A 15,782-nucleotide genomic window follows, 5' to 3' on the forward strand; every position below is an offset into this window, starting at 1 on the left:
GTGCCGCTACTAACAATGGTAATGCCATGTTTTCTCCTTATATCACTATTAATAAACTTATTGCCTAATTCAAAATAGAATCTATTGCAGATTCTGCTGCTTTACCTACAACCATTGAAATGGCTGCTGCAGCCAACATTGGTAATGCCATAGTCTATCCTTTCATATTCAAACATAAACAATTTTCACTAAGAAACATTATTTTTTCAATAATGCTTCAACGCCAATCTGTGCCACTTTACTTGCAATTATTCCTGCAACTATTACTGGTAACGCCATAACATCTCCTTTTTATGTTAAAAGATAAATCTATCGACCTTTTTTTATCATTATGTCAATTCCAATCTTTATCGTTGTAGCAGCCGCAGCAGCTAATAATGGTAATGCCATAATTTATCCTTTCTTAAACACAACTTAGTAAAAAATAAATCAAAATTTCTACAATCTTAACTCATCTTTTACCGACTCTTTTTCCTGCAAAGTTTTACAAGCTTCTATGTTTAACCTATAAAACTCTTCCTTACTATAATGCTTGAAATACACTTTTTCAAACATTATATCCACCCTGCAAATACTAGGACGAGAATCATAAATACTGCACATATTATTAGAATCTAAACTCATAGTTAAAGAGAAGTCGGGGTTTGTTGCCATATATTTTTGAGTGTCTTATACCAAGTTCGAGTGCATTATAGCGGTTTAGTAGGAATGTTACTCCATAACCAAATGCCATGCCTTTATCCGCATAGATAACTTCTTCCTTTGAGCTTGGGAGAAAATCATTGCCAACAGAGAGCATTTCATAGCCAATATTTATATGCGGTAAGACATATTTGTATCCCGCATGGATTTGGAAAAATGCCCCGCCACTGCGAAATGCCATCGTATTTTCACCAAGAGATTTTACGCCAACTTCATAGGATAGCTGTATTTTATAGCCTATATTTACACCTAACATATAATATTGCTGTTGAAAGCCTACGCCAATCATAAATGTCGGGATAGTAGATTCTGTAATTGTGCTATTTTTTTGTGCTATTTTTTCTGTATTAGCCGCACCCATGCCAACTTGTGCATGAAAATAGGGCAATATATAAAGATCGTGATTAAATACTTCTATTTTCCTATCATCTTCTGGTATGCCTATTAAGCCATTTGCCTCTGTAATTTTTTCTTGTGAATTTTTAAGCCCTTTTTCAGTATCCTTTGCATATATAGATGAAAAAGTGCTTAAGAGTAATATGAAGAGTAGGGCAAGTATTTGAGAGATTTTATTCAAGACTCTATAAAAAGCATTTGAAAAAGCATTTAACTGAAAGCAATAGCTTTTATAGAATCTTAGATGATTAAAAGATTGTGTAAAGAAATATGATAGCTTCATATTTGCTCCTCATCGTAATTAGATTCTAATATGGTTGTATGTGTAAAATCTTCTATATGTCCTAGTTTATAGGCTTTGTTTCGAATCTTTTGTAGCAAGCCTTTTTGAGTTAAATCTTTAAAGCATTGTGCCACAGTTTGTCGTGTCGTATTTAAATGTTCGGCAATCTCATCATGTGTGCCATAAAAGATTTGTTCATTATCACAATGTGTGAAGAGATACTGCACGATTTCTACCTTTTTACCACCAAAAAGTGTATTTAGGGCTAGAAGTAATTGATTTTGCATTTCAATAATTTTATTTTGTGCAAAGGGCAATACCGCATTATGTAGCGTATCTGTCAGCTCGTCTATTTTTATAGGTTTTAATAAATAGCCATTGCAACCAAGCTTAATTGCCTCAAGAAAGTAATGCGTCTCTGTCAAAGCACTAATAAGCACGATAGGTATATCTTTCTTCGCATTATATCGGATTTGACGCATAAGCTTTATGCCATCAAAGCGTGGCATGACAATATCTGTCAAAACAATATCAATATGATTTGCCTGAAATATCTCCCATGCTTCTAACCCATCTTTTGCAACCATAACATTGCCAAAATAATCCTCCAATATTGAAGCAAGTGTCTGCCTTGCTGTATAGTCATCTTCTGCATAAAGGATTGTGAGCTGTTTTAGAATCTCAATCTCTTTTAATCTCTCGTTCATTGTCGACTTCTCCCTCCATCGTGTCATTAAGCTGCAATTCTAGCACAAATAATGCCCCTTTACAATACTCGCCATTATAATTAAAGGTGATGTTTTTAGCATGGATATTGCCTTGTAAATATTTTGTTAGCATTTCTTTTGCCATATAGAGTCCTATGCCTGTTCCCATCTTTTTTGTTGTAACATAAATATCAAAGATTCTATCAATAATATGTGGATTAATCCCACCCGCATTATCATATATATCTAAACGCAGGATAGAATCTTTTTTTCCAAGTGTGATAAAGCAATATGGATTTTTTATCTTTCTTTCAGCAAACACATCTTTTATATTGCCAAGTAGCACAAGCACAATCTGCATAAACGCATGTTTATTGCCAAAGATTCTATATTCTTCTTGTGTATCATATTCGATATGTATCTGTATGTTTAAGGCTTGTAATAATGGCTCATAAATAACGACTACTTCATGAATTGCGTCTTTTATATCAAAGTGCTCAAAACTATTATCTAAGCGGAAGAAATTGTGAAAAATATCAATGGTATTACTCATATTATCTGCGAGTGCTAGAGAGGTTGTTATATGCTTATTTAATATCTCTTTTGTAAGAGAGTTTCTATTAAATTTTTGTTGTATATCCTGCATGACTAAGCCTAGCGAGTTTAGCGGATTTCTCCATTGATGTGCGATATTTTGCACCATTTCTCCCATTGCTGCAAGTTTTGATTGTGCGTATATGGCTATATCTTTTTTGCGTATATCTTCTACTTTTTTTGCGATTTCATTTTGCAAATGTGCGTTTAATTTGCGTAAATCTGCCGTTGCATTATTAAACTGCTCTTCTAAATACTGATTTAATCGGCGGATAAAACCAATCACAACAATATCAATACATACAACAATAATAAATACAAGCAGTGTTATCATACATAATAGCCCTATTGTTGCATTGTGAAAATGATCTGTTATTTCTTTTTCAAGTGTATGCAGGGCAACTTGTGTATTAATGATATTTGCACTAATGCTATTTACCTTTTTTGCATGTTCGTATAAGAGATCTCTATCTGCTTTTAGGATATTTGCTGCCTCAAGGGTAATGGTTTTTTCTACTTCTTCCACCAATTGTTGCTTTTTCTTTTGATATGCTAGAATCATTTCATTTTGTTTTGTTAAAAAAGTAGTTTTATAAATATGTCTTAAAAAGCTAAATACACCTCTTTGCTCATTTAAAGATTGTGAGAGATTTTTATAAAGACTCCATTGATAAAAGCTTGTAGCATAGGTTTTAGTCCCTTTTGGATTATCTTGTAGTATATCAATTGTTTCAAGCATATATTGACTTTGAAAGTCATTTAATAGGCTTAATTCACTCAATGGCTCTGGCACACTCCCATCAAAATCATCTTTTAACCCCTTAATCGATAAATATGCGACAAGAAATAATGTAAAAAGCCCGATAGAAAAAACAAAAGGCAGAAACTTCGCATAAAAGGTAAAACCCAAACGGCTATTACCCATATTATTTGCTATACCAAATTGATTATGACTTTGCATATTGCAACCCTATTTTAAGCTAAAACAAAACTATAACATATTATAATGTAGATTATGAGATTTTACTAAAAGGGTATGGATATGGCAAAAGATTCCATGAATAATAAGGAAAGCATAGAAACTAAGGACAAAGGCACAAAAGAGATTCTAAAAAAAGAAAAAGTAGCACCAAATGAGTTAGGTAGAGATAAAAAAGACTTAAAATCCCCAAAAGATAAAAAGCAAGATTCTAAGCCTAAAGATTCTAAAATCAGTGATAAAAAGGCAAAAATTGTTGAAAAAAAGGCTTTACCAAAAACACTTGATTTTGATTTAAATGCGCTTTTTAAAGATGAAGAATCTTTAGAATCTTTCGCAAAAGAGCTTGATAAAAAATTGCAAAATTTTAATGATAACTATGCAGGTAAGCTATCTACACTAAAGACTGAAGAGTTTTCTAAAGCATTGCAAACTTATGATTCACTTAGTGAAGGCTTAGGCTCTATTATGACCTATGTCTTTTTAAAATTTGCCATAGATAGTAAGAAATACGGGGCATTATATGCTGATTATGAAATGAAATGCAATGCTATGTATGCAAAGGTTATGTTTTTTGAGCTTGAGTTTGCTGACTTAGATTCTACTAAAATGAATGAATTTATAAAAGCAAATGAAAAATACGCCTTCTTCTTACAAACCATTGAAGCAAATAAAAAGTATAAGCTAAGCTTAAAAGAAGAGCAAATATTGCTGAATGTATCGCCTGTTGGCGTTGATGCTTTCTCAAGATTATTTGATGAGAGTTTTGCAAATATGCGTTTTAAAGGTGTATTAAATGATGAAGAGATAGGCGAAGAAGAGATACTAGGATTCTTACATGTAAGGAATAGAAAGCTAAGAAAACTCGCGCAAAAAAACTTTACAAAAGGTTTGCGCAAAAACTCGCATTTATTAACTTACATTTTAAATATGGTGCGTAAAGATGTCGCTATAACACAGAATCTAAGAGGCTATGAAAAGCCAGAATCTTTCCGCCATATTAGCAATCAAACGACACAAGAAAGCGTTGATAGCATGATTGATTGTGTCAATGCGAATATGAATCTCGTGCATGGATACTATCGTGTAAAATCCCAACTCTTAGGACATAAGCTTAAAGACTATGATCGCTATGCACCATTAGGACTTACTAAGGAAAACTCTAAAAAAGCGGAAGTCGAGTTTCAAGACGCCTTGTATGATACATTAGAATCTTTTTATAAATTTAGCCCAAGATTCTATGAGATTGCAAAAGAAGCTATCTTTAATGGCTGGATAGATTCTCACCCAAAACCCGCAAAAAGAGGCGGGGCGTTTAGTCATGGAAGTGTGCCAAGCGCCCACCCCTATGTTATGCTAAACTTCACAGGCAATAGACGCGATGCTTTCACAATCGCACATGAATTAGGACATGCAATCCATCAGGAACTAAGCAAGATTCAAGGCACACTCAATCACGACACACCGCTTACAACCGCAGAGACTGCTTCAGTATTTGCTGAAATGCTTTTATTTGATAGCATGAAAAAGACCTTAAAAGGCAGAGACTTGCTTGATATATATGCAGGTAAGATAGAAGATATTTTTTCAACTCTTTTTAGACAAATTGTAATGACAAATTTTGAAAGGGCAATCCATGAAAGAGAGGGAGAGCTAAAAAGTGAAGATTTTGATAGAATCTGGCTTGATGAAAATAAAAAAATGTTTGGGGATAGCGTGCATTTGACAAAAAAATACGCAAAATGGTGGAGCTATATCCCGCATTTTATCCACTCACCCTTTTATTGCTATGCCTATTCTTACGGACAGCTTTTGGTTTTAGCGCTTTTTGGACTTTATAAAAGAAGTGAAGATAAAGAAAAGTTTATACAAACCTATATAGATTTCTTAAGTGCAGGTGGGAGTAAAAGCCCAAGAGATTTAATCCTTACCTTTGGATTTGATGTCAATGAGAGTGCATTTTGGGAAATCGGTATGAATGAAGTAAAGAATCTTTTAAGTGAGTTTGAAGACTTACTTAATAACACGAGATTATAAAAGGGAGTATTATGCTTGTTGTTTTTGATTTTGATTCAACGCTTATGGATGGCGAGAGTATTGACATTTTTGCGAAACGATATAAGGTAGAATCTGCTGTTGCCTATATCACTAGAGAGGCTATGGAGGGCAGACTTGACTTTTTTGAAAGTCTGTTAAAACGAGTGGCACTTTTAGAGAATATGCCTTTAAGTTTGGTGCAAGAGAGTGTAGAAAAGGATTTTCATCTCATGTGCGGGGCTATTGAATGCGTAAAAGAGCTAAGAAAAAGGGGGCATATTGTTGTTTGCTTTAGTGGTGGATTTCGCATTGTTACAGAATATTTCAAGCCGATTTTGGGACTAAATGCTACTTTTAGCAATATCTTGCACCATAAAGATTCTAAGCTTACAGGAAGAGTTGGCGGGGATATGATGTTTGCAGATTCTAAGGGCAATATGTTGCAGAACTTGCAAGGTGTTTTAGGCTTAACTTCTAAAGATTGCGTGGTTATCGGTGATGGTGCAAATGACTTATCTATGTTTGCCTATGCTGATACAAAGATTGCATTCTGTGCAAAAGATATATTAAAAAAGAGTGCTACACATTGCATTGACACAAAAGATTTAAAAGAAGTGCTAGAGATTATAGACTAGATGATTCTACTTTACAATCTAGTTATTCTCGATCTTTACATAATTGTAATTTTTAGAATCTTACAAAAAACCATAAGAAGCATAACACCTAGTGAAGTTATTCACACATTTAAAAGACATGGATAAAACTCACCTATGGTAAAGAATGGCAACCAAAAAGGCGATTATACTTGCTTTTATTTTCGTCTGCTTTCTTTTTCTTCATCTTCTTTTAAGATTTTGTATTGTTTATAAAAGAAGTGTGAAACCTATTAGCAAGAGCATTAATCCACACTATTATTTGATTCCATGTATATTCCATAATTTCCATTTCTTTTTGCCTATCCTTTAAGCTATTTTTTTAGATTACTTATAGCATTGTTTATCACTATTTACGCTAAAACACTTCACTATAATTTAAAATACTATTCACAAAACAAAAGACTATAAAAGATAGTTTAAAGATATATTAGCTATACTTATGCTTTTATTAAAATATAAATATGGCTAAACACATAGATAGCAAGATTCTATAAATAACACTACAAGCAGGAGAAGTTATGAAAAATGAATTATTACAAGATTTAGAAAATCGCTTTGAAACTTTAAAGCATATTAGAAATTTAGCACAAAGCTATGATGAAAAATTGTTTTGTTATCTTTTAGAGCAAAGCACATATAAAGATGAGTTTAAGAATAGATTTTTTATTGTGCGAAATAACACTTATATTTTTAAGCTTAATGACTTTTTGACCTTTTTAGACCTTAGAAATTTAAGCGGTAGCTTCACAAGTTATACAAATAAAATAGGACTAGGATTTAAAACAAAAAGCTTTTTAAAAACAAATAATGAAGTCGTGCTAAACTTTGCTTACAAAGATGGCGTGATAAAAGGCGGACAAAGTAAAGATGAGGATAAAAAGAATGAGATATTTTTCAATGAGATTCTAGCAAAAGATGAAATAGATGTGTTGTTTGCTAGAAAAGCTTTGCAAAATTTTGAGTTTATAGGGCAAGGGGATTTAAAAGAAAATCTTAACAATGCTAATCTCTTAATCAAAGGCAATAACCTTTTAGCTCTACACTCTTTAAAAAAGAAGTTTGCAAATAAAGTAAAGCTCATATACATTGACCCGCCCTATAATACAACCAGCGATAGCTTTAACTATAATGACAACTTCAATCACTCCACTTGGCTTACCTTTATGAAAAATCGCCTTGAAATTGCAAGAGATTTTCTAAGAGATGATGGCGTGATATTTATACAATGCGATGACAACGAACAGGCATATTTAAAAGTGCTATGTGATGAGATATTTGGGAGGGAGAATTTTGTTTGTAATTTTGCTTGTATAGTAGCACCAGCAGGAACACAAAGTTCCGTTTTTGTAGCACAACAACACAACTATTGTTTAGCATATGCCAAAAATAAAAGCAATTTAACTTTATTTAACATTGCAAATACCGAGCAAGAATTAAAAGAAAAATATAAAGAAAAAGATAAATATGGATTTTATTATAGCGAACGATTATGGAAGCGTGGGCAAGGTGGCAAAAAAGAAGATGTGCCATCGCTACATTTTCCTGTTTATTATGATGAGATAAAAGATAAAATTTACATTGATAGCGAAGCAAAAAATGTTAAAAATTTAATTAAAATTATTCCATATCAAACAAAAGGGGTCTTAGGGCGTTGGACTTGGAGTAAAGAAAAAATGTTAAACGAGAAACATAAGCTTATTATTAGAAAGGTTAATAACGAATATGTTTTGCATAAAAAAAATTATAGACAAGATGATAAAGGCAAATTACCTTATTCTGTTATAACAAGTGATATTGCAAGAACTGAAATAGGCTCACTTGAAATTAAAGAAATTTTTAATGATAAAGTTTTTAACTATCCAAAAAGTGAAAAGTTTTTAAAACGCATTATAGAAATATCCACACAAGAAAACGACTTAGTAATGGACTTTTTTGCTGGAAGCGGGACGACTTTAGCGGTAGCCCATAAGATGAAAAGGCGATTTATAGGGATAGAGCAAATGGAGTATATAGAATCTATCACAAAAGAGCGGCTTAAAAAGGTGATAAATGGAGAGCAAGGGGGAATTAGTAAGGCGGTAGATTGGCAAGGAGGTGGGAGCTTTATTTATGCAGAGCTTATGCCTTTAAATGCAATATATAAAGAGAGAATAAAAAATATAAATGATGAAAAAACGCTAGATTCTATTTACAAAGATTTAGAATCTAAAGCTTTTTTGGATTATCGTATAGATTTAGATAGTATTTTAAAAGATAAAGAGTTTAAAGAATTAGATTTACAAGAGAAAAAAGAAGTTTTGCTAGACATTTTAGATTCTAATATGGACTATGTGCTATATGGGGATATAGAAGATAAGGATTATGCAATATCTAGCGAAGTTATAGAACTTAATAAAATATTTTATGGTGATGATAATGTTTAATAAAAAGTTATATGAGACCTTACTAGAAGAGTTTGGAAAAAGAGGGCTGGAAGATATAGAGATACCTTTGTATATCAAAGAAAATTTATCTAAAGAGCTAAGAATCTACCAAGAAAAAGCACTGAAATATTATTATGCTAATGTAGATTCTATAAAACAAAATCATTTAATGTTTAATATGGCAACAGGCAGTGGGAAAACGCTGATAATGGCTGCTTTAATACTTGATTGCTATAAAAGGGGATATAGAGATTTTATTTTCTTTGTAAATTCTAATTCTATATTGGAAAAAACTAAGGCGAATTTTGCTGATAAATATTCAAGTAAATACCTTTTTAAAGAGAGTATCAATATAGATTCTGAAAATGTAGAGATTAATATTATTAATAATCTAAGTGAAAGTAAAAATGAATGTATCAATATACATTTTACGACCATACAGGCTCTATTCTCTTTATTTAAAACAGAAAGGGAAAATTCTTTAAGCTTTAGTGATTTAGTGGATAAAAAGATTGTGTTATTAGCTGATGAAGCACATCATTTAAATAGCGATACTAAAAGTAAAAGTGAAAAAGAAAATAAAGAGGGTTGGGAGACAATCATAACAAAGGCTTATGAAAGCAATAAAGAAAATTTATTATTTGAATTTAGTGCTACAATACCACAAGAGGCTAATGTTTTAGAAAAATATACAAATAAAATAATTTATGAATATGCTTTAAAAGAGTTTTGCAAAGACGGCTATTCTAAACGGATATTTCTAACAAAATATAACAATGAAACTTTAGAGTATAGAATCTTAGGCAGTATGCTAACAAGTCTTTATAGAGAGCTACTCGCACAAAAGCATAATATCATACTAAAACCTGTAATAATGTATAAAAGTGAATCTATAAATGAATCAAAGCAAAATCAAAAGTTTTTTATAAATTTTTTAGAAAATTTAGAAGCTTCTCAAATAAGTAGCTTTTATGAAAATATTGATAAAGAGAGTGAGCTTTTACATAAAAGCTTAGAATTTTTTAAAAAAGAATATGGTTTGTCGTATGCAAATAGCATTATCAACTTTTTAAAGAATAATTTTAAATCATTGTATATATTAAATACAAATGATGAAAAAGAGCTTGAAAAAAATCAAGTATTATTAAATACTTTGGAGGATACAAGCAATGAAATAAGAGTGATTTTTTCAGTAGATAAACTCAATGAGGGTTGGGATGTGCTAAACCTTTTTGATATAGTTAGACTTGGTAGTAATAAAGCTAGTAAGGCTATTACGACTAAGGAAGTGCAACTCATAGGAAGAGGTGCTAGATATTATCCTTTTAAAGACCACTCATTTGAGTTTGATAGTGATTCTGTTTATATAAGAAAATATGATAACGACTTAGATAATGAGCTAAACGCATTAGAGAGACTAAGCTATCATACCATTAATGATGTCGCATTTATTAAGAACCTTAATGAAAGTATGAATAAGCAAGGCTTGTTATTTGAAGAAGAAAAAAGGCGTGTAGATTTAATTGTCAATGAAAAGATAAAGCCTATTATTGATGATAACAAAATTTATTATGCCAATAATAAAAGGATTAGAAGAGGGGATTTACAACTTTTCTCTATGACAAGAGCTGAGATAGAGCAGAAAATAAAAGGACTGCAAATTCCACTTTTTTCAAACTCTATAAAAGAAAGTGAAGAGAAATTTGAGATTGTGAAAGAAGAATATGATTTACAAAACTCTTCAACACTTGAAACTATTATAGATACTAAATATTTTCTTAAAGCAATGAATATGTTAGGGCTTAGTTTTAAAGAAATTAATAAGAATCTTGACTTTAAAAGCAAAAGGGATTTTATAGAAAATTATTTAAAAAAAATATATGTATGCTTTTCAAAGAAACAAACATTTAATATGGAAAATAATATTGAAATAGCAAAGTATATTTTGGAAAATTTTAAATCCTTAAAGCAAAGTATCAAGCACGAATATGAAGTAAGTGAGTTTCAGTCTCATAAATTTAATATAGGCGATAGAATAATCTTTAAAAATGATGATAATTTTGAAGATTCTAGATTCACTTGGCTATATCATAAGACATTTTGCTATGATAGTAAGCTAGAAAGAGAATTTTTGGAATTTATAGAGAGCAGAAAAGATGATATTGATAAGATGTTTTCTCAATGGTTTATTATAAGAAATGAGGGATTTAAAGAATTTAAAATTTATGATAATCGCGTAAATGAAGTAACTTATGGAATGGGCTTTGAGCCTGATTTTATTTTCTTTGGCAAAAAATTGAGTGAAAGGAATGATAAGTTTTTAAGTATTCAATGTTTTATGGAGACAAAGGGAGAGCATTTAGCCCCTAAAGATGGTTGGAAAGAGGATTTTCTAGCAATGCTAAAGGGCAAAAAGCTTGACACAGATACAAATCAAATATTGACATTAGAATCTTTACCATTTTTTATAAATAAAGATATAAGCAAAAATCAAACATTTATTGATGAATTTGATGGGTTTTTAAATAAGCAGAAATAAGATTGCCAATAAACGCGATAAAACCTATACATTCTATTGCACGCAAGATGAGATTAATGAATTAGAGAAACTTGCAAGTGAAGGACATTTAACAATGGCAGAATATTTTCGCATAAAATTATTTAATTAATGATTGATTAAAATATAAAATTGCAAGTAGATAGGATTCCATGTTTAAATACATTCAACACTCAATAGAGCCAATGAGTAAGGTTGCAATTCAAGAGCAAAGCTTTTTATGCCAATATGTTGTGCCACTTTGTGAAAATGGAATGATTTTAGTGGTAATGGGGTGGTAAAAGCAAATCTTTCTTAAGCATTCAAATAGCGTTGCAGCTTGCACTTCATAACAAAATAAAATCTCTTTTATGGCTAAGTGAAGATACAAAAAGCATTTCAACGGAAAAGCAAACGCAATACATAGAAGACTTAACTAAGCAAGCCTATATAAGAGTTTAAAAATTTAAATATAAAGTTATAATATGTTGAGTATAATGGTGATATCTTTTAAGGGGTAAGAATATTTAAGTTATGTTTAACAAATCGAGGTGTGAAGTGGATAAAATTGAGTGGAGTAAAGAAGAGCGAGAATTGTTTCAAAATGCTTTAAGAGAGCTAAAAAAGCAGGTCGATGAGTGCCTTACACGCGATATAAAGATACGATTTGATAAAATTAGCAGTAAGGGGACAACATCGCAAAACATTAAAAATTTATTGGATTTTTTAAATGGAAGCTACACATATTCTGTTGGTATTGGTAGTATGGGAGGTTTTTTAAATCCGCATAGCTGGATAGCATTTGTGCGTAAGGATATTGTAAGGGCTGGTTTTATTAATACTGAAAAATTTTCAGTGCGAAATGGTGTTTATCTTTTTATTGCCTATCAGGGATACTTTGAGAACGATCCACATTTTGTTTTGAAGTTTGGCTTTCCAGATGATGGCGGGATTGAAGTAGCAAGATGTAGGGCGGTGAATGATATGGAGCAAAGTGGAGCATTGGAGAGATATTCTTATGTTTATCCTGCTGATTCATTAGATTGGGAAAGAATTATAAATGATTTTTTAGAAGCAATGAATTATTTTAACACATTTAGTCTAAATGATTTTATCGCTATCAATCCACAAATAAGTGGTAATGATATATCGCAACCACAAGCCCAACAAACAGAATCTATCCCACTCAATCAAATCCTTTATGGACCGCCGGGGACGGGGAAAACTTATCATACCATTGATAAGGCATTGGAGATTTTAGGTTATGTAGAATGGAATGAAAGTGAGAAAAAGTTTGAGCTTAATGAGAAAGTTTTAGAGAAGCTTAAGGACTTACCATTTGATATAGGCACAATGAGTGAGCGAGACAAGAAAAAGGCATTGTTTGATAAGTTTATGGAGCAAGGACAAATTGGCTTTGTAACCTTTCATCAAAGCTATGGATATGAGGATTTTGTAGAGGGGATTAGACCGCGACTTAGTGGCGAAAATGATGAGAGTCAAATAAGCGAAAAAATGGAATATGAGATTAGAGATGGAATCTTTAAGAGTATGTGCAAAGAAGCACAAATTAAGGGGGTAAAAATAACCTACAAAACAAAAGTGTGGAAAATGTCTCTTGGGGAAAAGAGTAGGGGCGAAGCAGAGGAACTACAAAAACATTGTTTTGATAGCGGAGTAATACGAATAGGTTTTGATAATATAGATGATAAAACAAGTGTGCCGAATTTTTTTGCGATGAATGTTAATGACATAGTGTGTGTATTGTATGATAATAAAACAATTAGCTTAGTTGGTGTCATATCGGGTGAGGTAAAAGGAGATGAAGGAGTGAAATTAAGCAATCGCAGCACAGATCATTTTAAACGCTTTAGAAAAGTAAGGTGGCTTAATACTTTAGATGATAGGATTGACATTTATGCCTTAAATGGAAATACAGCACTTACACAGCAAACCACCTATGAACTCACACGCATTAAACCAATACAGATCTTAGAACGCATTAAAAAACCTTATGTCCTAATCATTGATGAAATCAATCGTGGGAATATTTCTAAGATTTTAGGAGAGCTTATTACCTTGCTTGAGCCTAGCAAACGCAAAGGCAAAAAAGAAGCCCTTGAAGTTACGCTGCCCTATAGCCAAGAGCCTTTTAGTGTGCCAAATAATCTCTACATTATCGGCACGATGAATACTGCTGATAGAAGTATCGCATTGCTTGATACCGCACTGCGTAGGCGGTTTGAGTTTATAGAGATGATGCCAAATCCTAGTGAGCTAGAAAAAATCTCTTGTGATGATGGAGAAATAGACTTAAAAGAGCTTTTAAAAGCAATGAATAACCGCATAGAATTTTTGCTTGATAGAGAGCGAACAATAGGACACGCATTTTTTATAGATGTAAAAAATCTTAATGATTTAAAAGCTGTGTTTAAAAACAAGATTCTACCGCTTTTACAAGAGTATTTTTATGATGATTATGCCAAGATAAATGCGGTGCTAAATGATAATGGAATGCTAGAATCTAAAACAATGCGTGATATGGAAATTTCTTTAAGTGATGATTTTGTGGATATTGATAAAAGAGTATGGAAAATCACAGATTCTAGTCAGTGGAAGTGGTGGAACTTCCAAAAAATCTATGATAATAATGCTAAGAAAAATCCAAGCCCAGATAACACAGAATCTAGCTAAGGCGAATCTGTGCCTACACTTTATATCGCTGAATATCAAAGCTTTGGAGTAGAAGATATACAAAAGATTTTAGATTCTACAACAAGTTGTCATATTGAGCGTAGCGAAATATCTAATATGGAATCTAAAAGAGATATTTCGCACTTACGCACTCAATATAACAAGACTTTAGAAACTTGTAAGATAGAAGATTCCAAGCAAAAAGCACAAAAGATTTTTAATGAGCTAAAAGACTTTGCTAGTGATGAAAAGCACAGCGACTTTCTAGCCTATAAAACAAAGCACGCACTCAAAGCTAAAAACTATGTCGGCACAATACAAACTAAAAGTGGCTTTTGTATAGAGATTTTGCCTAAGACTTTTAATGGTGAAAAAATACAAGATTCTAAAAAATGCGAATGTAAAATCCGCTTTGAAAAAGAAAGGATTAAAAAAGCTTTTGAGTATTTGAGTGAGAATATTACTCATAGAGAATCTGCACAAAATAACTCACAATCAAACAATATGGAATCTAGTAAGATAGAATCTAATGAAAATCCCCCTAACAACAAAGAAAGTAAAAAGCTTTGTAATGTTTGTGAAGCTAAAATGATTCTATTAAATTGCCTTGCTACACTTAAAGACACACCTTTTAAGCAAAATAGTTTTGCCAATCTTCATACGCTTAAACTCCCACTTGTAGAAATTTTTGTGCGTATGTTTTTAGATGAATGTGAGCGACTCATAAAAGCCGGGTTAAAAAGCGATTATCTTTGTATAGCACAAAATAGGGCATTCCTTAAAGGAAAGCTAGAGTTTAAAGGACACATCACGCAAAACCTTATCCATAAAGAGAGATTTTTCACAAGTAGCGATGAATACACACAAGATATAGCCCCAAACCGCTTGATAAAATCAAGCCTTGAGATTCTAGCGTGCCTAAATCTTAGCCCTAGCACACAAACAAAGCTAGATTTTATGCGGTTTATCTTTGCTGATATTAACCCAAGCGAGAATGTAGAATCTGATTTTATACAATGTAATAATATGAATAGGGCTAAAGAATATGAAGTGATTTTATTATGGTGCAAGGTATTTTTGGGACAAAAAGCTTTTAGCCCTTATGTTGGAAGTGATAAGGCGATCGCATTTTTATTTCCTATGGAGAAGCTTTTTGAAACTTTTGTGAGTTTTTGGCTCAAAAAATGTGCGAAAGACTTTAAAGTAAAAACACAAGAGAGTAGAAAATATCTACTACAAGATGAGAATAAAAATAATATATTTTGCTTAAAGCCTGATATTGTAATGCGTGGTAAGGATAGAATTATCATTGTGGATACCAAGTGGAAAATCCCAGATTCTAGCCTTGATGAGAAAAAGTATGGAATCTCACAAAGCGATCTCTATCAAATGTGGGCGTATGCGAGTAAGTATCGCTTAGAATCTAAAAAAGTTAGCGTAGTGCTTATATATCCACAATGTGATAAAACAAAAGACATAGAAAAGTTATGGAAAGATAAAAAATGGATTTTTAAAGCAAGTTTAGAAACTAATGCAGAATCCAGTAAAGATTTTATAAAGCTAGATTCTAATCAAAATAAAGATGCTATGCCAGAATCTAGCATTTCTATATCCCTTGCTTTTGCTCCGTTGCTGTGATGGGATAACGATAATTTCCACAAGATAAACAAACAATCACAAAAAACGAACTTTAAATTCTAAACACAATGCAAACTCATAAAAAATTCAAGCAATAATTACAAAAAATTCGATATAATGACAACTTTATGACTATG

12 protein-coding genes are annotated in these 15,782 nt (G+C 31.9%); 8 read left to right on the top strand and 4 right to left on the bottom strand.

Annotated features, from left to right (window positions below; genetic code table 11):
- Positions 1–438: 438 nt before the first annotated feature.
- Genes XJ32_RS11065 through XJ32_RS11080 form a run of 4 tightly spaced genes read right to left on the bottom strand, consistent with a single transcriptional unit; the run spans position 439 to position 3,643 of the window.
- On the bottom strand, positions 439–654 hold the full coding sequence (locus XJ32_RS11065; protein WP_077389781.1) for a hypothetical protein: 216 nt from the start codon (positions 652–654) through the stop codon (positions 439–441).
- Complete coding sequence (locus XJ32_RS11070; RefSeq protein ID WP_077389784.1) at positions 608–1,381, bottom strand: hypothetical protein; 774 nt, start codon at positions 1,379–1,381, stop codon at positions 608–610. Before XJ32_RS11070 ends, XJ32_RS11065 begins: the two co-directional genes overlap by 47 nt.
- Positions 1,378–2,088, bottom strand: a complete 711-nt coding sequence (locus XJ32_RS11075) for a response regulator (protein ID WP_004088607.1) — start codon at positions 2,086–2,088, stop codon at positions 1,378–1,380. Before XJ32_RS11075 ends, XJ32_RS11070 begins: the two co-directional genes overlap by 4 nt.
- Positions 2,063–3,643: a sensor histidine kinase gene (locus tag XJ32_RS11080; protein WP_077389787.1), complete on the bottom strand. Its 1,581-nt coding sequence runs from the start codon at positions 3,641–3,643 to the stop codon at positions 2,063–2,065. The genes XJ32_RS11075 and XJ32_RS11080 overlap by 26 nt, the downstream gene beginning before the upstream one ends.
- A gap of 81 nt (positions 3,644–3,724) precedes the next feature.
- Here XJ32_RS11080 and XJ32_RS11085 point away from each other — a divergent pair, with 81 nt between their 5' ends.
- The 8 genes from XJ32_RS11085 to XJ32_RS11110 all read left to right on the top strand — a co-directional run bounded on the left by XJ32_RS11085 (position 3,725) and on the right by XJ32_RS11110 (position 15,645).
- Entirely contained in the window at positions 3,725–5,698 is a 1,974-nt protein-coding gene (locus tag XJ32_RS11085; RefSeq protein WP_155761524.1) for a M3 family oligoendopeptidase, read from the top strand.
- 11 nt (positions 5,699–5,709) lie between these two features.
- Positions 5,710–6,333, top strand: coding sequence for a phosphoserine phosphatase SerB (gene serB / locus XJ32_RS11090; RefSeq protein ID WP_077389790.1), 624 nt, complete (start codon positions 5,710–5,712; stop codon positions 6,331–6,333).
- 539 nt (positions 6,334–6,872) lie between these two features.
- Positions 6,873–8,777 (top strand): site-specific DNA-methyltransferase, encoded by a 1,905-nt coding sequence (locus XJ32_RS11095; protein ID WP_077389793.1) that lies wholly within the window; start codon positions 6,873–6,875, stop codon positions 8,775–8,777.
- The gene (locus XJ32_RS11100) at positions 8,770–11,316 is read left to right on the top strand and encodes a DEAD/DEAH box helicase family protein (protein WP_077389796.1); all 2,547 of its coding nucleotides are present in this window, start codon (positions 8,770–8,772) and stop codon (positions 11,314–11,316) included. Before XJ32_RS11095 ends, XJ32_RS11100 begins: the two co-directional genes overlap by 8 nt.
- Before the next feature lie 52 nt (positions 11,317–11,368).
- Positions 11,369–11,446: a hypothetical protein gene (locus tag XJ32_RS13465; protein WP_437339624.1), complete on the top strand. Its 78-nt coding sequence runs from the start codon at positions 11,369–11,371 to the stop codon at positions 11,444–11,446.
- Between the two features lie 40 nt (positions 11,447–11,486).
- Positions 11,487–11,615, top strand: a complete 129-nt coding sequence (locus tag XJ32_RS13285) for a hypothetical protein (RefSeq protein ID WP_281650394.1) — start codon at positions 11,487–11,489, stop codon at positions 11,613–11,615.
- 256 nt (positions 11,616–11,871) lie between these two features.
- On the top strand, positions 11,872–14,007 hold the full coding sequence (locus XJ32_RS13085) for an McrB family protein (protein WP_254422386.1): 2,136 nt from the start codon (positions 11,872–11,874) through the stop codon (positions 14,005–14,007).
- Positions 14,008–14,016: 9 nt separating this feature from the next.
- Positions 14,017–15,645 carry an McrC family protein gene (locus XJ32_RS11110; protein WP_077389799.1) on the top strand — a complete coding sequence of 543 codons (1,629 nt, stop codon included), beginning with the start codon at positions 14,017–14,019 and terminating at the stop codon, positions 15,643–15,645.
- Positions 15,646–15,782: the final 137 nt, after the last annotated feature.

Origin of the sequence: Helicobacter bilis, assembly GCF_001999985.1 — a bacterium.
GTDB classification, from domain to species: domain Bacteria; phylum Campylobacterota; class Campylobacteria; order Campylobacterales; family Helicobacteraceae; genus Helicobacter_A; species Helicobacter_A rappini.

Bases quoted from the DNA above. Each gene is read 5' to 3' on its own strand.
- serB (WP_077389790.1), top strand. From the start codon at position 5,710: ATGCTTGTTGTTTTTGATTTTGATTCAACGCTTATGGATGGCGAGAGT.
- XJ32_RS11065 (WP_077389781.1), bottom strand. From the start codon at position 654: ATGGCAACAAACCCCGACTTCTCTTTAACTATGAGTTTAGATTCTAAT.
- XJ32_RS11085 (WP_155761524.1), top strand. From the start codon at position 3,725: ATGGCAAAAGATTCCATGAATAATAAGGAAAGCATAGAAACTAAGGAC.
- XJ32_RS11075 (WP_004088607.1), bottom strand. From the start codon at position 2,088: ATGAACGAGAGATTAAAAGAGATTGAGATTCTAAAACAGCTCACAATC.
- XJ32_RS13285 (WP_281650394.1), top strand. From the start codon at position 11,487: ATGTTTAAATACATTCAACACTCAATAGAGCCAATGAGTAAGGTTGCA.
- XJ32_RS11095 (WP_077389793.1), top strand. From the start codon at position 6,873: ATGAAAAATGAATTATTACAAGATTTAGAAAATCGCTTTGAAACTTTA.
- XJ32_RS11070 (WP_077389784.1), bottom strand. From the start codon at position 1,381: ATGAAGCTATCATATTTCTTTACACAATCTTTTAATCATCTAAGATTC.
- XJ32_RS11100 (WP_077389796.1), top strand. From the start codon at position 8,770: ATGTTTAATAAAAAGTTATATGAGACCTTACTAGAAGAGTTTGGAAAA.
- XJ32_RS11080 (WP_077389787.1), bottom strand. From the start codon at position 3,643: ATGCAAAGTCATAATCAATTTGGTATAGCAAATAATATGGGTAATAGC.